The sequence below is a fragment of the Winogradskyella sp. genome (assembly GCF_016744625.1).
Taxonomy (GTDB): domain Bacteria; phylum Bacteroidota; class Bacteroidia; order Flavobacteriales; family Flavobacteriaceae; genus Winogradskyella.
The window spans coordinates 1-21627 of sequence record NZ_JADGDZ010000058.1; the positions used below are offsets into that span (position 1 = coordinate 1).

Sequence of the window (21627 nt, forward strand, 5' to 3'; positions counted from 1 at the left end):
ATCCAATTGGAACGGGTCCACTGCCAGTGGTTGTTCTTTTACAGTCTTCAGCAATAAGCTCACAAGGTGTACAATACTTTCCTTCAGGTATACAACCACAGCAATTTGAACAATATGTAGTTGTACAAACTGTTGAACCTGACCTGTAAGTAATAATTGAAGGTAGTTTTTTTGAAATCTCAGCATTAGGTATTAAGGCAACGGTAGATACTAAGCCATCTTCGTGAAAAAATCGCACATAATTTTTATTACTAATTTCTTCTATTAAATAAGATTTAGCCTCAGAGCCTAGTTTAAATTTTGTTGAATAATTATTAAACGAGCTTAGTAACTCATCTTTTGTAACTCCTAATTTAACTACATCATTTTGTTTGTAAGCAAATGTATTATTCACAAAGTTTTTAGCAGAAAACTTTATTTCTTGTGTAATATCTATATTTTCGTTTGCTTTTTCATTGGAACAAGCGACTAAGATTAAGAATACAGGTATTAATAGAATTATTTTTTTCATATCATAAAATGTTGATTAATAGTTAAATATAATAATAATAATAGGCAAATAGATATAATAAATAGGCAAATAGATATAATATTTTCTTTGAATTACTTTTACCACTACCACAGTTTTATATAAAACGAATTAGATATAATCATTTTAAAGTTGGTCTGTGGATAAGTTTTTTTCTAAAGGAAAATAGAACCTCCTAAAAACAAAGAAACCAACACATTTGCTGTATTGGTTTCTTTAGTTAAACTTGAATTGTTGATGAGTCCAATTCATAATTTAATCGTTTCTAAGTCATCATCTAAACTATTAGATGTATTGACAATTCTTGATAATGTTCTCATAATTGTTTGATTTTTTGATTGATGAATCATTTTAGATTCTATCTAAAACGTCTTTTACTGTTCCAAGTATAACTTTTTGTTTCTGTTGATGTACTTGATAATTGATTGTTGTTTAAAGTTCTCATGATTTTGTTTTTTAATTGATTACACCTAATAGACGACATTAAAACAAAAATGTTACAGTACTTTGCATAACATAGTACGTATTTAACATTTTTTAACTATTAAGCGTATCTTTAAAGCTATGAAGATGAACTACTATTGGATATTTCTTATATCTATTTTATTCTTTACTTGTAATAAGAAAGTAGAAGTAGAGTGTAATGTTAAAGCGTTTCAAGTTACAGCAACAGCTTATAATTCATTGGCTTATCAAACGAGTTCTAATCCACATATCACTGCTTTTGGTGATAGTTTAAAACCTGGCTTAAGATATATCGCAGTTTCTAGAGATTTATTAGATTCAGGATTAGTGCATAATACTAAGGTGAAACTCGAAGGCTTTGATAGTTTATTCACAGTTAAGGATAAAATGAATAAGCGTTGGCGTAAACGCATCGATATTTATATGGGTATCGATGTAAAAAAAGCAAAAATTTGGGGCAAAAAGAAAATGAACATAGAGTATTGTTTACCTCTAAAAGATTCAATTATTCATTAGAACGTTTCACCATAACTTCAGAAACTATAAATGGGTATGCTTTTTTAACGACTTCTAATTCTATTTTAGTTAATTGATCTGGTGTTTTATTAAATTTCTCTTTTATATAATTTGTTCTTAAATCATAATACGCTTTCGTAATTTCATCTTGTACTGTAATGAATAATTCATATTTGGTTAAAGCGTTATGACTTAAAGATATAACAGCATCCTTTGGATGGTCTGAAGATGTAGATAATTGTTCACCATCACAATAATCGCAAACTGAATTTCCATTATTATCTACAAATGATTTCACAAGTTTTTCAACTTCAGAAATTTCTACAATTTCATCTTCAATCATAATCTGTTGTTTGTCATTCAAAGAGATTCTAAGAATGTTACGTTCATAAATGTCCTTGGTACAGATTTCTGCTGGAGGACATTCATTTGGTAATTTTCGAAGTATACCTTTATCGGCCGAAATGGTTGTGGTTACTAAAAAGAAAATAAGTAATAAAAAGGCAATGTCTGCCATAGATCCTGCGTTGACCGTCGCAGAATGCCTTCTAAATGATTTCATAATATTTTATTTAAATGTTAATTGATTATGAAACACAAAAACAATACCAATCTTGTTAAATGTTGTTAACAAAGCATTTTAAAACCCTTACAATATGCTATTTTTGCAAAATCAACCTCTTGCTAAAATTACTTTATGTCTTCAGAAACGGAAACGATACAACAAAATGCATCTGAAAAAAGTCTTTATGATTACCAAATCAAGGACCTAAATCGCATTTTTGACGTAATGCGAGATGAGTCTGATGATTTTAATCTCTTATACCAATTACCTACAGGAGGTGGCAAAACAGTTATCTTTTCTGAGATTGTAAGACGATATATAGAGCAACACAATAAGAAAGTCGTCATTCTTACCCATAGAATTGAGCTGTGTAAGCAAACCTCTAATGTACTTTCGGGTTTTAATGTTAAGAATAAAGTAATTAATAGTAAGGTGAAAACTTTACCAGACCAAGACGAATTTCAGTGTTTTGTTGCGATGGTTGAAACTTTAAACAACCGATTATCTGATAAAGACTTTGAGCTTAAAGATGTAGGCTTAGTTATAATTGATGAGGCACATTACAATTCGTTTAGAAAGTTGTTTAAGTTTTTTGAAAACTGTTTTATTCTTGGAGTAACGGCAACTCCTTTAAGTAGTAATATTAAGCTACCAATGAAGGATAATTATAATAAACTTATTGTAGGTGATGATATCTCTACATTGATTAAAAATGGATTTTTATCAGATGCAGATGTATATCATTACGATGTAGGTTTAACAACACTTAAGGTTGGTATAAATGGTGATTATACAGTTAAGTCTTCTGAAGCTTTGTATACCAATACTTTAATGCAGTCTAAACTTTTATTAGCTTATGAAGAGTTAGCAAAAGGTAAAAAAGCACTTATTTTCAATAATGGTATCTATACATCTAAAGAAGTTTATTACACGTTTAAAAAAGCTGGTTATAATGTTCAGCATTTAGATAATACAGCAAGTAAGCAAGAGCGTAAGGATATTTTAAAATGGTTTAATGAAACACCTGATGCTGTTTTATCTTCGGTAAGTATTTTGACAACTGGTTTTGATGAGCCTTCTGTTGAATCTATTATTCTTAATAGAGCGACACGTTCGTTGACTTTATACTTTCAGATGATTGGTCGTGGAAGTCGTATTTATAAAGACAGTAAAACTTTTCAAGTTATAGATTTAGGAAATAATATAGCACGTTTTGGGCCATGGAATCAGCCTGTGGATTGGCAACATATTTTTAAACATCCAGATTTCTATTTAGAAAACATTGTAGATGATGAAGCCTTAGAGCGTGATTTTATCTATACTATGCCAGATTCCTTAAAAAGGAAATTTAAAAAATCAATGTCCTTAGATTTTGATATAAAGGCTGAATATAAAGATGTTATTGCTTTAGGTAAAAAATCCTTCACCGTTATAGAAAGATCAATTGCTCAACATTCAAAAGTTTGTGTAGAGAATAGTGAAGATGTCTATGACGCAAGAGAGCTTATTAAGGATTTACAAGACGAAATAGCATACAGAATTAAGCAATATTGTTATTGCATTATGAATAGTACTCAAAACTACAAAGACTGGCTTTTTGAGGAGTATAACAGAAAGTTACGAATTAGTTTCAATGGTAAGTTTTAACATTTTTTTGTAAGGATTTGCATTTTTATGCATTTATTTTGAAATGGGTATGATATTTGTATCTTAATAAACAGACTAATAGAATTAATATTCAAAAAAGTGAAAACCATTAAAATCATAGCTCTTCTATTTTGCATTATGTGCGGAAGCGTGGTTTTTGCTCAAAGACCAGATAAGGAAAAGAAATCTATTCGTATTCCTGCAGAACCTTCTAAAAAGAAAATTGATTCCGCTTTAATAAAAATTAAAGTAGCTCCAATTCCTAAAAAAGAAGATAAAAAATCTAAAGGTGGTTCTAAAACTGCTGAGAAGAAGTTTGTTATAAAAGAAACGAAGAAGCCTTTTTCTATGACAGATAATGATGGTTTAAAAAGTCCTAGTGAAATTTACGAAAAGCGTTGGACCAAAGAAGCGGTAAAAGGTGGTATCATAAAAACAATGTCTGATCAGTTTTTAGGTGAACATAATGTAGATACTAAATTTGTAAATATCGTTTGTCGCGATCATGAATATCCTGATGGAGATCGTGTACAAATTATGATTAATGGATATATTGTAAAGAACAACTTATTATTGACTAGCAACTATAGACGTGTAGAGGTAGATTTAACCGAAGGCAAAAACACTATTGATATAATTGCATTAAATCAAGGAGAATCAGGTCCTAACACTGCCGAATTTGTTGTTTATGATGATAAAGGTAAAGTGATTTCTTCTAAAGAATGGAATCTTCTTACTGGTGTAAAAGCGACTATAGTTTTTAATAATGAAAAAGTAGTCATAAAAGAAAAGCCAACTGAAAACGAAAAGGAAGAAGCTTCTAATAATTAATTGACAATACTTCTGCTGGTTTCATTTTTTCTAATTTATAATCTCCAATTCTAACTCTTACTAATCGTAAGGTTGGTAAGCCTACTTTAGCTGTCATTTTACGTACTTGTCTAAACTTTCCTTCTGTTAATGTAATAGATAACCAGGTCATTGGTCCATGACGTTTGTCTCTTACAAAACGCTCATAAATATGTGAAGTATCATTCAACATTATGGCTTTGCATGGTTTTGTTTTATATGGTTTCCCTTCAACTGATATTTCTATACCTTTTTCTAATTCTAAAATGATGTCTGGCGTTATAATACCGTCAACCATTACATGATATTCCTTTTCAATTTTAGAACTTGTAATATAATTACTAAATTTTCCATCTGTAGTTAACAATAATAAGCCTTCAGATTTTTCGTCTAAGCGGCCAATAGCCATGATGCCTTCATTTTTAGAAAAATCATATAATTCGCCTAAAAGTTTTTTTGATTTCCGTTTATTTTGATGATTAATAAATTGACTTAAATAGCCATAGGGTTTATATATTTTGAAGTAGTTGTGATCAGTCATAATTACCAATAGGTTATAAAACATTTACTAAGTTCTTCATCATTTTGTTTTATCCAAACTAAAGGTGATCGTTTATTATTTATATCTATTTCAATTATTTCTAATGCTGAAGAATAATTAATCCAATCAACATTAAGATTTGGTATAACTAGCCAATCTAACTTGTTTGGAATATAAAATTTGAAAGTTTTTAAAGCTTGAAGTTTACTATAAGATATGTAAAAACCTGAAATACAATCGCGATTTAATGGGCTAATATCAATAGTACTCTCTTGATAAGGCAAAAATAATTGTGCTTTAAAACATAATTCTTGTTTAATTGTCTTTACATCGAGATTGTAGCTTTCTAAATACGTTTTGGTTAAATCATTATGCAACAAAGGAAACTGCTTATTGTGGAGCTTATCTAACTTATAGAGTAAATTATCTTTACGATTTGGTCCAATCCAATAGGCTAGAGGCTCATTATAATGTTCTATAGTATCGTAGAGGTAAAACTTATAAACGATTTCTAAATGAACAGGTTTTTCTTCAGAATAATAAAGAGCATCAATTTCTCCTATGGTTTGTTTGCCATTTTGTATTTGTAGATTATCGCAAATCCATGTGATAGATTGATGTTGCTTTAATTGATGAAAAACAAATTCTTCAACAAGTTTACCTAAACGCTTATTTTTAAAAACTATGGAATCGTCAATAATTTCAGAATTGCAACTAAGTTCAATCTGTTTAAACTGAGATGCTGTATTGCCTTTCCAAAGCGATGGAGTAGAAGTATAACCTTGATAACGTAATTTTGTAATTAAATCCATTGATTGTCGAAAGTACAAATTACCTTTGTGCCAGAATAAAATATTATGACAACATTTTCTGAATTAGGTATAAGTAAATCCTATATAAAAGCACTTAAAGAACTCAATATTGTAAATCCTACTGAAATTCAAGAAGCAGTAATACCAACGCTTTTAGAATCTAAGACAGATTTAATTGGTTTAGCACAAACCGGAACTGGGAAAACAGCTGCTTTTGGATTACCTATTTTAAACTTAATTGACTCTAATAAATCAGAAGTACAAGGCTTAATTATTGCTCCGACACGTGAGTTGGTGCAGCAAATAAAGAAGCAGCTCTTTAAGTTTACCAAATACATTGACGAGAAAATTTTCGTAGAAGGAGTCTATGGAGGAGAGAAAATGGATAGGCAAATTAAAAACTTAACTAGAACAACGCATATAGTCGTTGCTACACCAGGACGTTTACTCGATTTAGTAGAGCGTGGAGCCGTAGATATCACCAATGTAAAAACCTTAATCTTAGATGAAGCTGATGAAATGCTAAGCATGGGTTTTAAAGAAGATTTAAGTAAAATTCTTAAGTACAATACATCAAAAAGGAATACTTGGTTGTTTTCAGCAACTATGCCAGAAGAAATTAAACGCATTATTAAGACTTATATGTCTGCTGATGCAGTTAGAATAGAAGTGAATAAAAATGCACTGGTAAATGAAAATATTTCGCATCACTTTATAAACACTAATATTAAGGATAAGCTAAATATGATTATTAGACTTCTCGATAAAAGACAAGAAGAGAGAGGTGTCATATTCTGTAGAACAAAAGCTGGAACAAAAACATTAGCAAAACAATTGCAAGAAGAAGGTTTTGCCGTTGGTGCTTTAGAAGGTGATATGCAACAAAAGGAACGCGATAAAGTAATGCGTGCGTTTAAAAATGAAAGCCTTCAAGTCTTAGTGTCTACAGATGTTTCTGCAAGAGGTATCGATGTTAATAATTTAGCATTTGTATTACATCACCAATTACCAGAACATTTAGATTATTATACGCATAGAAGTGGCAGAACAGCAAGAGCAGGTAAGACTGGTCAGTCTATTGCTTTAATCATTCCTGGAGAAATGCAAAAAGTAATTGATACTCAAAAAGCTCTAGGTATTACATTTAGAGAAATAACCATGTAATAGGTTTTAGTATAATTGCATTTTAAATTAAAACTGAGCTTTCCTATAAAGTAAATTGGTGTTTTTTTAAAGAAAAAGCATTGAACAAACCTATAGGTTACTTTCACTATTCTGATGTTTTAACCAAAACTTCACAATTTTATATTTTCTTACTCTAGAAAAGTATTAAGCAATTCCTTAAAATTTAATAATTGATATTAATAGGTGTCTCAATATGAGATTTTTCTACTAAAAAATACTCAGAACCTAACTAATGTCATATTTTTTTATTTAAAGTAAAAGTACCTTTAGTGGTATAATTTTCAAGGAATTTTAATAATCAAAATCACATAGTATATGAAAGTATTTGATAACAAACACATTAAAAATGTGGCTTTTGTTGGCACACATCGTGCTGGCAAAACCACCTTGTCTGAGACCATGCTTTTTGAAGCAGGTTTAATAAACAGACGAGGTACAGTAGATCAGCAAAATACAATATCGGATTACCATGAATTTGAGCACCAACGCGGTGCTTCTGTTTTTGCTACACCTATGCATACAGAATGGCGTAACTATAAAATTAATATAATAGATACTCCAGGCTTAGACGACTTTATAGGAGAAATAATGTCTTCTATTCGTGTCGCAGATACCATTGTAACAGTTATTAATGCAAAACATGGAGTTGATATTGGCACAGAGATTATATGGAATTATGTAGATAAGTATCATAAACCTACACTTTTTGTAATTAATAAAATAGATAGTGAAAAAGCCAATTTTGAAATGAGCTTTAATAGCCTTAAAGAATTGGTAGGTAATAATGCCGTTTTGGTTCAATATCCAATTAAGATAGATGGATCTCAATGCATTATTGATGTTCTAAAAATGAAATGTTACAAATTTGGTCCCGAGGGTGGCAAACCTGAAAAATTGCCAATTCCAAATGATCAATTAGAATATGCAAACCAATTACATAATGATCTTGTAGAAAAAGCAGCTGAAAACGATGAAGCTCTAATGGAGCTCTATTTTGATAAGGGTACACTCAATGAAGAAGAATTAAGACAAGGTATAAAATTGGGAATGCTAAATCATGATATGTTTCCAGTATTTTGTGTCTCAGCTTTAAAAGATATGGGCACAGGTCGTTTAATGGGCTTTATTGATAATGTTGCTCCAGCAGCAGCAGATTTAAAGCCAGAGCAAACTATTGAAGGTGAGCTTATAAAACCAGAACTAGATGCAGATACTTCACTTTTTGTATTCAAAAATATATACCAACCAAATTTGGGTCAGATCACTTTCTTTAAGGTAATGTCTGGTGAAGTTAATGCTAACGACAAACTGTTTAATACTAGAACTGGTGAATCCGAAACATTAAATCAACTCTACATAATGGATGGTAAGCAGAAGCATTCTGTTCAGAAATTAACAGTAGGAGATATTGGTGCTACAACTAAATTAAAGTATACAGAAACTAATGATACTTTGGCATCTAAGGCAGAATCTGGAACCATAAAACCAATTAAATTTCCTCAACCTAGACTTGTAAAAGCGGTCTTTGCAGAAAATAAAAAAGAGGAAGAAAAATTAAGTGATGCATTAAAACGTATTCATAGTCAAGATTTAACTGTTGCTTTAAGCTATAACAGTGAAACACATCAGACAATTATTGGTACACAAGGTGAGTTGCATTTAGCAACCATAAACTGGATATTAGAGCATATTTATGATGTTAAGGCTAAGTTCGAAGCACCTAAAATTTCGTATCGCGAAACTATACAACGAAGCGCTACTGCAAATTATAGACACAAGAAGCAGAGTGGAGGATCAGGTCAATTTGGTCAGGTTCACTTAAAAATAGAACCTTATTATGAAGGTATACCAGAACCAGAAGGATTTTCACTTAGAGGTAAAGAAGTTATTGATTTGCCTTGGGATGGTAAGTTGGTATTTTATAACTGCATTGTTGGTGGTGTTATAGATCAGCGTTATCTACCTTCAATAATGAAGGGTATTTTAGAAGTTATGGAATCAGGACCTTTAACGGACTCTTATATTAGAGATATCAGAGTTATGGTTTATGATGGTAAAATGCATGCTGTAGATTCTAACGATATATCATTTAAAATTGCTGGTGCTCATGCCTTTAAAGAAGCGTTTTTAAACGCCAATCCAAAGTTGTTAGAACCAATTGAGCAAATGGAATTACGTTCGCCAGAACAAATGGTTGGTAGTGTAATGACAGAATTACAAAGTAGACGAGCCATTATTCAAGGGATTGAAACAGAAGCACACTATCAAATACTAAAGTGTACTATTCCTTCAGCAGAATTAACAGATTTTTCAAGTCAGTTACGTTCATTAACGCAAGGTAGAGCAACTTATTCTTCAGTTTTCGAAGGTTATAAAGCAGTGCCAAATCATGTACAAAAACAATTAATAAAAGTACAAGAATTAATAACAACATAAAACAACATAATCATGCAAAGTAAAGTAATGTATTTAAGCGATTTAAAGTTTAATATAGAAACGTGGAGACGCGAATTGCGCTTTCATCTTAATGAGATGGATACGTTTCAGGACAAACTAGAGGAAGTTGTACTACGCAAGCAAGATCATATGGTTTTAGTAAAACTCGAAGTTTTTCAAAACCGCATAATGATAGAGAAGGATGCTATTTCAAAATTATTGCACAGATGTAGAAATAAGATGGCTAACATTAATAATGCTGATTTTAATGAGAATATAGATGGAAGGCTTCAAAATGAGCAACATACGCTTAAAGAAGATATGCGAACTTATATTAAACTACATTATGATTTAAAAGAAGAACTTATGAACTATTTTTTAGAAGTTTTATAATTTTTATTTTAAACACAAAAAAGCCACAAATTATCACTTGTGGTTTTTTTGTGTTTATTAGTGAATTATTTAAGCACTACTTTTTGTACACGTCTTTGATTATTATTATCAATAAGTTCTAAGATATAAATATCAGTACTCAGTTGGGACGTGTCTATTATTTGATTAGAACTTGTTATATCTAGTTCTTTAGTTCTAACAAGCCTTCCATGGATATCATAGAGCTTAAAATTAGTACTACTTAGTAGTTGTCCATTAATAACAATCGCCTTATTATATGCATCAGCATAAATATGTAATTCTTCTAAAGGTTGTTCGTTTGTACTAAGTGCATCACCTTCAAATTTTAGATAAAAACGCCCTGTGCCAGATAAATTAACATCAGCCGTAAAATTGTAATCGTTTGTATTTAATAAGGTAAATGTATTATTAAACCTGTCTTCTAAATATATGTCAATAGATTGAGGAACATCACTTTGAGTAATACTAAAAGTGACTTCTTGCCCTTGATTTGCATTAACACCTATTGGTATTGTGACATCATTCATGTCTGTATGACTTAAGGCCTGAACAGCGAAGTCTGTACCTATACTATTTTGTACTAAATGAGAATAGATTGAAAATGATGGAGTGTTTCCACCAAACATGGCTGCATCATATCCTGGATCTAAGCCAACTGAAGCATTACTATTAAAATAAAATTCAGTAAAATAACTTAGACTGCTTGTGTTTATATTCAGTTTTAAATGTCCATAATGTGATGATATCGGAGTATCATCTAACAAAGGAGCTGCATTATATAATAATAAGGAAGAAAAGATTATTAGAGCTGTCTTAATCGAATTGGAATGAATAAATGATAGTAAACTTCCAATTAGGTTTTTGGAAACATTAGGTTTCATTGGTTTATAATTATATGGTTAATAGCATTTTAAAAGTATCCATTAAAACACTAAACCCTTTAACATTTCGACTAAGATGCATTATCCACGACCAAGACCAATAGATAGCGATTAAGGTAGATTATCAACGGCAACGGTAAGTTTATTAAATGAGTGTTTTACGCTTTTAAACGAATTAAAATAGCCATTATACAACATAAAAGCGCAGTATCATATGATACTGCGCTTACCAAAAGTAATTTAATTCTATGTGATTATTTAATTATCAATTTCTCAATCCGTTTTTCATTTGTATTAGATATCAACTCAACAATATAAATACCAGTGCTTAGCTGTGAAACATCTATGGATTGATAGGTACTTGTAATCTCCAGAGGTTTAGTGGTTAATATTCTTCCATTAATATCATAAATATTAAAGTTTGTACGGCTATGCAATTGACCATTTATATTAATCGCCTTATTAGTTGCATCTGCATAAATCTGCAATCCTTCTAAAGATTGTTCAACGATACTCAAAGCATCACTTTCAAATCTTAGATAAAAACGCCCAGTACTCGATAAATTAGTATCAGCTGTAAAAGAATAGTCATTATTGTTTAATAAAGTAAAGATATTATTTAACCTGTCTTCTAAATATATATTAATAGATCCAGGAATATCGCTTTCAGCAATACTAAACGTTATATTTTGTCCTTGATTTGCATTGATGCCTAATGGTATAGTAATATCATTCATATTAGAATTACTCAATGCCTGAACAGTAAATGCAATACCAACATTATCTTGCACTAATTGAGAATAGATTGAAAATGCTGGTGGATTTTCACCAAATACGCCAGCATCATATCCAGGATCTAAACCTGCTGAGGCATTACTGTTAAAATAGAATTCCGTATTATAGTTTAAATTATTAGCATTTATATTTAATCTTAAATGACCAAAATATGATGCTGTTGTTCTTCCTAGAATAAAATCATCTGATGAACCACCAACACGCATTTCTGGAGTAAATGTTATAGTTCCACCACCAGCTTTACTTTTTACAAAGAAGCCTTGTCCAGGTGCTATGAGTAGGTTAGTGGTTGCATTATTCAGTACTTTCCAACCATCATTAGCATCTCCATCATAACCATATACTGCTTGATAAGAAGCAGCATCTAATTGCATTATATTATGTTGAAAAAATGCATCAAAATCTATATATGATGGATAAGGATTTCCTATTAAATTCCATCCGCCAAATGAAGTGCTTGAGGTTGTGATATCGCTAGATACAGCGTTAGTTTCTATTTCACCTGTGAATGTTAAAGTAATTCCACTAACTAAATCTTCATTATTATCTCTAGCAGCTCTGTAACCTTTGCCCAAAATTAAATTGGTATCTGCATCTTCAAGAGTTGAGTACATACTATAATTTCCAGTAGTTTCATCAAATGGCCCAAATAATTTTTGATTAGTATTGCTTGGGTTTTCATATAAATTTGAATTTTTTGCTACAAAATTCCCAAAATTATCTCCTTTTAATGGTGATGAAATTAAATCATTTCCAGTGACTCCATTGAATGCATTAACGTGTCTTTTATAGAATATATTTCCAGTACTAATGCCTTCAACAACTAAGCTTGAATATTTAGTGGAGGTTGATTCTAATTGAACACTCCCATCATTTATTAGATCTCCATGTACAGTAATACTTCCTCCTTCTTTTATAATAATAGCTGCATCAATTGAAATCTCTAAGTCATGGACCTTAATATTTTCATCTTCATTTACAACGAAAGTACCATTACCAATATAGATATCTTTAATATCTGTTGTTTCATTTGGGTGATTTCCATCTTTCCATGTATTATTACAATACAAATATGCATCTGGTGGAATACTGAGACCACAGGTATCGTTTAACGGTACATATTGAATTAATGTGGCTTTCGTAGTTGTAGCTGTATCATCCACATTATTAGAAGTGCCTCCACGAGCTCTTAAATGAATACTGACCAAGTCATGAGTACCGTCGCTATAAACTTGTACCCTTAAAGCATCTGCAATCACTGGTTGCTGAGAAGACCCTCCCCATTCAAAAATACCATCATTATCGATCCATTCTCCTTGGCCTTCATCTATGGTAATCCATTCTCCATTTATACTGTAACTTATGCGCCACATAGAATTGGGTTGTGGTTGATTTTGATAGCTACCACCAAAGGTAATATAGTTTACATATTTAGGATTTGGCCAATTGACTTGCCATTTAAAACCATTATCGGCATTTGGTGTTCCTAGATTCGCACCGAAATTAACTCCATATTCATTATAATCTGTAATTATTGCATAATTGCTAATTGATGGATCATAAAGAATAACTTTAGGCGTGCCTCTTTCATTAGCAGTACTTCCCGTTAATACTGCTTCGGGAATTAAGCCTAAATTTGAATTATCATCAGGAGTATTATCAGGAATACCAGAAAGGTTACAACGACTTGGTGCAGTAAATAAGCCTTCTGCTAAAAAATTGCAACCTGTTTCAGTTGAAAAATTAGCTGTTATATCGACATCCAATCCATTTGAATTTAAGTCATTCAAGGTCACAGATTGAGGACTACCAGTTATAGGAAACACTTGCCCATTAACAACTAAATCACCAGTATTTGGGGCGTTTACATAATGGACTTCTATATCTTGAGTATAAGTATTATTTATAGAAACACAATTACTTTGAATACCAGCAACAATTGAAGATATACCACAGCTAGTTGATAAAGGCAGATATTGAAAAAGTGCAGCTTTAGGGTTTGTAGCGCTATCATCATCATCTACAGTAGATATGCCACCACGTCCTCTAAAGTGAATACTCACAAGGTTGTTAACTCCATCACTGTATGCTTGAACGCGAACAGCTTCTGCCTGAATTGGTGTTTGAAAACTATTACCCCATTCAAAAATACCTCCATCAATCCATCCACCTTGACCTTCATCTAAAGTGGTCCAATTACCATCGTTAAGGTAACTAATTCTCCACATTGTATTTGGTTGTGGTTGATTTGCAAATGCTCCACCAAAAGTGATATAATTTATATTTTTTAGTGACGGCCAATCTACACGCCACTCAAAGGCATCGTCAATGTCCACAACTCCTAAGTCTTCACCAAAATCTACACCATATTCATTGTAAGGAGTATTAATGAAATAATCATCAATACGAGGATCGTATAATATCTCTTTTAAACTACCACGTCCATCTGTTATTGAACCACTATGTTGTGCAGATGCTAACAATGCTAAATTTATGCTTTCATCTGGAGAGTTTAAAGTTGTAGTTGGAGTCTCTAATTCATTAATCCATTGTTCTATTATATTTACTGCGTCTTGATCCACAATTGATTTAGCTATTGGAGGCATCATCGTACCAGGATTAACAGTATTCATCCTATGAAATAAGATTGATTTAGATGCATCTCCAGGATAAACTATTTTTTCATCAGGAATACCTAAAGGACTTAAAATTCCTGCGTTTAATAATTCGGTAGCTTCCAAACTATTAAATAAACGTAAATCGAAAGCTGCACGATTGTCTGTATCAGGTCTATGACAATAGGCACAATTTAAATCTAAATATGATCTGGCTTTTTCATCTAGAGTAGCTGAAGCATCGTAAATAGATTTACCAGTAAGAAAACTTTGTGTATCGGCATCTGTAATGTTTTCGTCTAAAATTCCTAAATGACTCAATGTTACTAATTGATTGGCTGTAATACCAGTTTCGTCATAGGTGTAATTTTTATTTAAGTAACGTGTTCTTAAACCTAATCCGCCTTTAGTTGCATTATTATGGCATATAAAGCATTCAGTATTTGATGGAAAATGCCATGTCTGAGTTCGTGTTCCCCCTTCTGTAGTTGTAATATTTATAGTTTCGTCTAACTCAAACCCTTGTAATACCGCATCTGTTTGATCTTCATTCCAATTATAAGTTAAAAAATAGAACTTGCCATCTTGCCCCATAATAGAAAATCGAGTCTCAATTTTCCTGGTAATATTCGGGTTATTGTCATCTATTTGAAGATCAAAATGCTTAATTAATACGGAGCCAATAGAGAATTCCCAATCTCCATTTTCAGAATAATTTATTTTTTCTTCAGCAGTATCATGAGTACCATCATTAGGTATAGCTATCCAACGTTTTTTTAATGCACCATCAGACCAAAATGATTCTACTATATCATAAGGTACTATACCATCAGTAACTTCTAAAGTGTTTAAATCTGTAAAAACACCAGTTTCAGAAAGTAATTGAGGGAAAAACTCATAGCTTATGGTTGATGATTTCATTTTGTAAATCTGTGTATTGAACCCACCTTTTAAAATAAAAATTTCACCATCAGTGTCTTGTCCAAATGAAATTACATCTTCAGGTAAAAAATTACCAAGTAATTCATACTGACCAGTCAGAATATCTACAGACCAAATTTCATCACCAACACCAAAATCTGCACAAATATATTTTCCGTATAACTCTGGGATTTCAGAACCTCTATAAACATAGCCACCAATTATGGAGTTAGCTTCTTGTGGGCTAAAAGAAACTAAAGGATTATTATGAGGCATATTATTTAAAAGTTGAGTTACACATCCAGGTCCTGGAATGTTACCTTCAAACAATGGCCAACCGTAATTTTTTCCTTTACCAAGAATGTTAATTTCTTCATGAGTATCTAAACCAACTTCTCCTATATAAAATGTTCCTGTCTCAGTATCTTTAGTCATTCTGTGAGGGTTTCTAAGACCAACACTCCAATATTCTTCAAAGTTAGAGCCGCTTGGGCTTAAAAAAGGATTGTCGTTTGGTATCCAATACTCTATACCAGAAATTTCATCTGATTGACCTGCATGATTAGGTTTTTTTCTAATAGGTACATGACTTTTAGTTGGGTCTTTATCTACATCAATTCTTAAAACACCTCCATCTAAATTACTGGTGTAATCTTGTGCCTTTTGCCAAGATGTTTGATCTCCAGTAGTTAAATATAAAAAACCATCGTCTCCAAAATCTAATCCACCACCTCTATGTGTTGTACCATACATTCTGTTTTTAAGCACTGTAGTTCTTGAGTTTACTACAAAATTCATAGTAATAGGATTTACTTCAAAACGCTCGAGAATTAAAAAATTACCTTCATACTCCTCTGAAAAACATGCCTGTGTAGTATATTCACCAAATCCTGGTGAGTTTTCTCCATTCCAATTCTTTGTGGCATAATAGACATAAAAATAATTATCACCATTACCAAAATTTGGGTGAATTGTTAAACCTAAAAAGCCGCCATCGGAAACAATACCAACTTCATTTGAAAGGTCTAATAATAAATTTTTCTGAGCGGTGTCTTCATCATTATCAAACCAAAATATTTTACCATCTAGTTGACCTAATACTACCTTATCTTGGTTAGGAACTATTTTAAAAGTTATTGGATAAAAGAATGATAAATTCTCAAAAGCAACACGATAAGGTTCTTCGTTTGCAGCAGATAAAGTTGGAAAATTACCATTTAAATAGGGTGCAATAGGTTTAGGTGTCAGTAATCCAGGACCGAGAAAATAGGGCACTGCACTAAATAATAAAAGAGAGGTAAAGATGATTAATAAACTTTTTACCTTAGACAACTTGGATTTAATGAATGACATTAAGCTTCCAATTGGTTTTTTGGAAATATGGGATTTCATCGTTTTAATAATTAATTAATAGCTGTAATAAAAGTATTAATGCTAAACTATATCTATTACGTTATAGAAAAAATGATATCTGTCAGTTTGAAGTGGTTTTTATCTATAATTATCTAATAAACTAGACAACACCTTATTAACAACTAATACGTATAAGCTTCATATTATAAGTGTTTTACGCAAAAATGATAAAACAATTAAATAGTAATTTTCATTCAAATTGGGAGTAGAGAGCTCCAACCTGACTTTTATTTAAGAATATATTTATCTTGGTAATTCTATTGAATTACCAATTTTTGAATACGTTTTTCATTTCCATTAGATATTAATTCAACAATATAAATACCAGCACTCAGTTGCTCTACATTTATAGTTTGATTGGTACTAGTTATATCTAATGCTTTTGAATTTACAAGCCTTCCATTAATGTCATAAAGCTTAAAAACTGTTTGACTTTGCAATTGTCCATCAATAACTATTGTCTTTTGTAGAGTATTAGTATAAATCCTTAAATCTTCAAGAGGCTGTTCTATAACACCTAGAACGTTAGTTTCAAATCTTAAATAGAAACGTCCTGTACCAGAAATATTGCTAGTTGGCGTTAAGCTATAGTTGCCAGAATTTAAATGAGTAACTATATTTGTTTCAATATCTTCTATATAAACATCAACATTATCAGGAAGTGTAGATTCTAAAATACTAAATGTTAGTTCTTGATTTCCGTTAGCATTCACACCTAGTGGAATCACAATATTTGATATATCATTATCATTCAATGCTTGTAAAGCTAATGCAACTCCATTATTATCTTGCACTAAATGAGAGTATACAGAAAAATTTGGTGGAATTTCATTCCAAATTGCAGCATCATATCCTGGATCCAAACCTAAACTTGCATTAGGATTAAAGTAAAAATCAGTATGATATGTTTTACCATTTGCACTTGTATTTAGTTTGAAATACGTAAGCATATTCGAATCTCTCCCTAAAATAAAATCATCATCATCACCTTTACTTCTCATATTTGGAGTAAAAGAAATATTCCCTGAGGTTTCAGCATCTAGAAAGAATCCTTGACCTGGTGTTATTAGTGTACTTGCTGTTGTTGTGGCTAGATTATAAATCGTCCAACCATCTGCAGCTGCTCCATCATAACCATATATACCTACTGCATTTTCATCAATTAGTCCAGAGTTTGTTAAATCATTTAAAAAGCCCTGTACTTTAATGTAACTCGGGTATGGATTTCCTATAAGATTCCAATTACTAGTACCTCCAGCTACTATAGGAACATTTATTGTTCCTGTTTCTACAATACCATTAAATGTATAAGTAGAGTTGTTTGTAGATCCTGATCTGTATCCATTTCCAGCAGCCAAAATACTACTGTCATCAGCAGAAGAATAATTCATATAAGAAGCTGTTGCAGGATTAAAAGGACCGAATAAAAAGGCAGGATTACCACCAATTGTCCCGGATAAAATATTTGGGTTTGCTGCTCTGAAATTTCCGAAGGTTTGCCCTGTAACTGGAGGGCTAATTAAATCATTTGCAGCAGTTGATGTCCCTGAACCAGCTGCACTATTAACATGACGTTTATAAGTTACATTACCAGTACTTGTACCTTCAACAATTATACTTGAATACTTTGTAGACGTCGATTCTAACTCTAAGGTTCCGTTGTTAATTAAGTCACCGTTGATCGTTAAACTAGCTCCTTCTTCTACAATAACTGTTGCTCCACTTAATATTTCTACATCATAAAGCTCTACATCTTTGTCAGCATCAATAATATAAGTGCCATTGGCAATAATTGAATTTTTAGTGCCAGAAAATTCATCAGGCCCATCACTATAAATCCAGTCTCCACTACAATATAAAATTGAGCCTGAAGGCATTGTTACACTACAACTATTACCAGGTTCTAAATATTGAATTAAAGTTGCTTTTGGAGTAGTTAAACTATCATTGATACTATTAGAAATACCACCACGTCCTCTAAGATGAACACTCACTAAATCGTTAGTACCATCGCTATATAATTGCACACGCAGTGCATCGGCTTCTATTGGGTTAAAGCTAACTCCTCCCCATTCAAAAATACCATCATTGACCCATCCACCTGTGCCTTCATCTAATATTATCCAATTACCATCTAAGCGATAGCTAATTTGCCATTTTGTATTTGGTTGTGGCTGGTTTGGGTAGGCACCACCAAAAGTTATATAGTTTATATATTTTACATTTTGCCAGTTTACTTGCCATTTAAACCCATCATCAATTCCGGGTTTACCAATATTTTCATTAAAACCAACTCCATATTCATTCCAGTCAGTGACCATATGGTAATCGTTAATCGAAGGGTCGTATAAGATAGTTTCTGGTGTCCCTCGTCCACCAGTAACACTTCCACTTAAAGAAGCATCTATAACTAAGGCTAAATTTAAATTGTCGTTTGGCATATTATCTGGAATACCATCATTACTACAATTAGTTGGTGCTTCATAAAAACTTTCTTCATTTACTATACATGTTGGTTCTGCAGTAAAGAATGCAGAGACATCCACTTCAAAGCCATCAGCACTCAAGCCCATTAATGTCACTGTTTGTGGACTTATACCAATAGCAAATGATTGGCCGTTTACATCTATTGTTCCTGTAACAGGTGCATCTGTATGATGAATAATAATGTCTTGGGAATAAGTGTCAGTCATAGGATCACATGCGCCAAGTGCACCAAGTTCAATGTAATCTATTGGGCAATCGTAGCGATAAACTAATTTTAACATAGGGCCCTGTGGTCCGTTACCAGATTCAGCAATACGTCTACCAGAACCAGAAAATATAAAAGTCATTGCATTACCGGTTGTCCAGCCTGGTTGTGTTAATATTTCATCAGCTACAACACTCAGGTTTGGAGTTCTTTGGTTAAAATTAGATTCACCATCTTTACCCCATAGTTTCACATCATTCCAAGCTGTTGAATTAGTGGTCAATGATCTTGACGAAATATTACTATTCGCCGTTGAAAATGTAGCACTTGCTGGAGACAATTCTCCATGAATGATTAAGTTTGTTGGGTCTAATGCTGAATCTGTTTCGTCTATTACAAATTGAATGTAAGCACGTTCTATAACTGCACCTACGGGTAATTGAACATCATCAAATCTTATTCCGACAACCTGATTTCCTGTAGCTGAATCATTTATTAATTCTAAGTCAGAACTATTTGTTACAACAACACCAGTAGATAATAATTCTTCTGCATCATCACTAGAAATAGCAACTTTTATATCTATTTCAATTAAATCTTCACTCAATATACCGTCACAATTGCATGCACCATCTTCATCATCATAACTTGTTAAGGCGTTACCATCGTCACATGGACTTTCTGCCACAGGGCAATTGCTATCAACAGTGTTAGATATAGTGACAACTGCACCAGAATTAGGTGAAAAAATATTTAGGCTAGTAGCTAAAGATAAATCAAAAGGATCTGTATTACTTACTTCACCAACGCTACCTGCATTATTCACATTTATAGTTCTTAATTCTATTTTTGAAGGTTCAACAAATATGAGTTTAAACTGATTGAAAGAACCTGAATTTCGTGTCCAACTTTTGTCATCGTTATTTGTACGTAATGGAGCTCCCCAACATCCTTCGCCTGTATATACGGTTCCATTAATTTGATCAACTACAAAACCTTCATCGTTTCCAGACTCTGAAGATGGTTTTACTGGCCACGTAGTTTTCGCCATGTGCGAATCACAATCCACAACTAATCTCACATCTTCATCATAGAATAGTTGTGCCCAAGCACTATATAGTGTGTTATTTTCGGCTTTAAAAGCTGTATGCGGACGCATTGGTTTATGGTATTGTGCCATTTTCCAAGTCAAACCAGAACTCGCCGTTAAATCTGCCTGAAGCCATGTCAATTGATCTCCTAGAACAGAAATTTCAGAATTAAGCGTGTAGACTCTAATTAGATCATCACCAAATGTTACAGCATAATATGAGTTTTCAATAGGTGTGTCAAATAACTTATAAATTGTAGTAGCATCAGTTTCGTGATTCCCTCTTGCTGGAATTATTGGAAACATTCTACCATCACTTGCATCTGTTGTTAATTGCCAATCGTCAAACCAATCTTGCCATTCTGTGGCACTATTAGTATCTGTCATATCTCCACCAAAAAGCACTGCATGAGGTTTTAATTTACTCACTAATAAGTTTGCATTTTGTCTTGGTGTTCTATTGTTTCTTGAGTCACCACCAGCAATAAACGATAAACGACTATCATCATCTGGTGCAGTTCTAAACCAAAAACGTTGACTAACACCTTGGCTGTCATGTATAACAAAATAGTAATTTGTATCAGCAGTAAGTCCTGTTAATCGTGCAAAACGGTTATCCATTCCTCTATGGCCAACAGCTCTATCTTCAGTTTTAGAAAATGTGTATAATAGATGATTAGTACCATGATCTACAGTATCATAATATACAGTTGGGCTTGTACCCGAAATCTGATTCCAACCCACAGTAATTGTAGTAGCTGGATCATCAACTAGTATTAATCGATATTTATCGTTGTTTGCATAACTACAAAACAAACTAAGGATAAATAGGCATGATAATAGTAACTTAATTCTCATTAGTAGGTAATTTAATAAGTTGCTTTCTATATTTCTCTTCCATTACAAGAACTATTAAGGGTAACAGTCCATGTGATAATCTATAAATGACTAAAAATGTATTATTATGAATTGACATTGAAAAAAAGTCAGAGTTAAAGCCTGCAAGTAATCTTGCAAATGCTGTAGCAAAACCCCAAAACATCATATATAATAATGCATATTTAGCAACTTTTGGTATAAAAATTAAGACTGATGTTATAAGATCTAATACACCAACTACATATAAAAATACAGTGGCTTGTGTCTCATTAACTCCCAGTATTTTTATGGTCATATCCACAAAATATCCTGGTAAATATATCAATCCCATTGCAAAGAGTCCGTGTGCAACAAACGTACATGCAATAGCAATTTTTAATCC

The 21627-nt window shown here is 32.1% G+C and carries 14 protein-coding genes; 6 read left to right on the top strand and 8 right to left on the bottom strand.

The genetic code is table 11. The annotated features are described in order from the left end of the window. The coding region (locus tag QZZ53_RS11880; protein WP_296384910.1) for a hypothetical protein at window positions 1–511 on the bottom strand (511 nt) is incomplete at its 3' end. A gap of 582 nt (window positions 512–1093) precedes the next feature. On the opposite strand from QZZ53_RS11880, the gene QZZ53_RS11885 reads away from it, so the two are divergent. Continuing rightward, the gene (locus QZZ53_RS11885; protein ID WP_296384912.1) at window positions 1094–1510 is read left to right on the top strand and encodes a hypothetical protein; all 417 of its coding nucleotides are present in this window, start codon (window positions 1094–1096) and stop codon (window positions 1508–1510) included. On the opposite strand, the gene QZZ53_RS11890 is transcribed toward QZZ53_RS11885, so the two are convergent. After that, window positions 1500–2072 (bottom strand): biopolymer transporter ExbD, encoded by a 573-nt coding sequence (locus QZZ53_RS11890; protein ID WP_296384913.1) that lies wholly within the window; start codon window positions 2070–2072, stop codon window positions 1500–1502. The two genes, QZZ53_RS11885 and QZZ53_RS11890, sit on opposite strands and share 11 nt — an antisense overlap. 135 nt (window positions 2073–2207) lie before the next feature. Here QZZ53_RS11890 and QZZ53_RS11895 point away from each other — a divergent pair, with 135 nt between their 5' ends. Continuing rightward, window positions 2208–3722 (top strand): DEAD/DEAH box helicase family protein, encoded by a 1515-nt coding sequence (locus QZZ53_RS11895; protein WP_296384915.1) that lies wholly within the window; start codon window positions 2208–2210, stop codon window positions 3720–3722. Window positions 3723–3821: 99 nt separating this feature from the next. Beyond that, a complete protein-coding gene (locus QZZ53_RS11900; protein ID WP_296384917.1) occupies window positions 3822–4553 on the top strand; it encodes a hypothetical protein in 732 nt (243 codons plus the stop codon). Here the strand turns inward: QZZ53_RS11900 and QZZ53_RS11905 are convergent. Both QZZ53_RS11905 and QZZ53_RS11910 read right to left on the bottom strand, forming a co-directional pair. Continuing rightward, window positions 4543–5112: a pseudouridine synthase gene (locus tag QZZ53_RS11905; protein WP_296384918.1), complete on the bottom strand. Its 570-nt coding sequence runs from the start codon at window positions 5110–5112 to the stop codon at window positions 4543–4545. The two genes, QZZ53_RS11900 and QZZ53_RS11905, sit on opposite strands and share 11 nt — an antisense overlap. A 2-nt stretch (window positions 5113–5114) precedes the next feature. Beyond that, window positions 5115–5924 (bottom strand): DUF1853 family protein, encoded by an 810-nt coding sequence (locus tag QZZ53_RS11910; protein WP_296384920.1) that lies wholly within the window; start codon window positions 5922–5924, stop codon window positions 5115–5117. A gap of 45 nt (window positions 5925–5969) precedes the next feature. Here QZZ53_RS11910 and QZZ53_RS11915 point away from each other — a divergent pair, with 45 nt between their 5' ends. The 3 genes from QZZ53_RS11915 to QZZ53_RS11925 all read left to right on the top strand — a co-directional run bounded on the left by QZZ53_RS11915 (window position 5970) and on the right by QZZ53_RS11925 (window position 9938). Continuing rightward, window positions 5970–7088 carry a DEAD/DEAH box helicase gene (locus QZZ53_RS11915; RefSeq protein ID WP_296384922.1) on the top strand — a complete coding sequence of 373 codons (1119 nt, stop codon included), beginning with the start codon at window positions 5970–5972 and terminating at the stop codon, window positions 7086–7088. A gap of 336 nt (window positions 7089–7424) precedes the next feature. Further along, on the top strand, window positions 7425–9545 hold the full coding sequence (locus tag QZZ53_RS11920; RefSeq protein ID WP_296384924.1) for an elongation factor G: 2121 nt from the start codon (window positions 7425–7427) through the stop codon (window positions 9543–9545). Between the two features lie 12 nt (window positions 9546–9557). After that, on the top strand, window positions 9558–9938 hold the full coding sequence (locus tag QZZ53_RS11925; protein ID WP_296384925.1) for a hypothetical protein: 381 nt from the start codon (window positions 9558–9560) through the stop codon (window positions 9936–9938). Between the two features lie 65 nt (window positions 9939–10003). On the opposite strand, the gene QZZ53_RS11930 is transcribed toward QZZ53_RS11925, so the two are convergent. The 4 genes from QZZ53_RS11930 to QZZ53_RS11945 all read right to left on the bottom strand — a co-directional run. Beyond that, window positions 10004–10840 (bottom strand): T9SS type A sorting domain-containing protein, encoded by an 837-nt coding sequence (locus tag QZZ53_RS11930; RefSeq protein WP_296384926.1) that lies wholly within the window; start codon window positions 10838–10840, stop codon window positions 10004–10006. 254 nt (window positions 10841–11094) lie between these two features. Further along, window positions 11095–16563, bottom strand: a complete 5469-nt coding sequence (locus QZZ53_RS11935; protein ID WP_296384930.1) for a PQQ-dependent sugar dehydrogenase — start codon at window positions 16561–16563, stop codon at window positions 11095–11097. Between the two features lie 278 nt (window positions 16564–16841). Continuing rightward, entirely contained in the window at window positions 16842–21224 is a 4383-nt protein-coding gene (locus QZZ53_RS11940) for a fibronectin type III domain-containing protein (RefSeq protein ID WP_296384932.1), read from the bottom strand. Continuing rightward, on the bottom strand, window positions 21214–21627 hold a 414-nt coding region (locus QZZ53_RS11945; protein WP_296384934.1), incomplete at its 5' end, for a hypothetical protein. The genes QZZ53_RS11945 and QZZ53_RS11940, both read right to left, overlap by 11 nt.

Excerpts from the sequence above, each read along its gene's own strand:
- QZZ53_RS11885 (WP_296384912.1), top strand. The coding sequence starts at position 1,094 with ATGAAGATGAACTACTATTGGATATTTCTTATATCTATTTTATTCTTT.
- QZZ53_RS11890 (WP_296384913.1), bottom strand. The coding sequence starts at position 2,072 with ATGAAATCATTTAGAAGGCATTCTGCGACGGTCAACGCAGGATCTATG.
- QZZ53_RS11895 (WP_296384915.1), top strand. The coding sequence starts at position 2,208 with ATGTCTTCAGAAACGGAAACGATACAACAAAATGCATCTGAAAAAAGT.
- QZZ53_RS11905 (WP_296384918.1), bottom strand. The coding sequence starts at position 5,112 with ATGACTGATCACAACTACTTCAAAATATATAAACCCTATGGCTATTTA.
- QZZ53_RS11910 (WP_296384920.1), bottom strand. The coding sequence starts at position 5,924 with ATGGATTTAATTACAAAATTACGTTATCAAGGTTATACTTCTACTCCA.
- QZZ53_RS11915 (WP_296384922.1), top strand. The coding sequence starts at position 5,970 with ATGACAACATTTTCTGAATTAGGTATAAGTAAATCCTATATAAAAGCA.
- QZZ53_RS11920 (WP_296384924.1), top strand. The coding sequence starts at position 7,425 with ATGAAAGTATTTGATAACAAACACATTAAAAATGTGGCTTTTGTTGGC.
- QZZ53_RS11925 (WP_296384925.1), top strand. The coding sequence starts at position 9,558 with ATGCAAAGTAAAGTAATGTATTTAAGCGATTTAAAGTTTAATATAGAA.
- QZZ53_RS11930 (WP_296384926.1), bottom strand. The coding sequence starts at position 10,840 with ATGAAACCTAATGTTTCCAAAAACCTAATTGGAAGTTTACTATCATTT.
- QZZ53_RS11935 (WP_296384930.1), bottom strand. The coding sequence starts at position 16,563 with ATGAAATCCCATATTTCCAAAAAACCAATTGGAAGCTTAATGTCATTC.
- QZZ53_RS11940 (WP_296384932.1), bottom strand. The coding sequence starts at position 21,224 with ATGAGAATTAAGTTACTATTATCATGCCTATTTATCCTTAGTTTGTTT.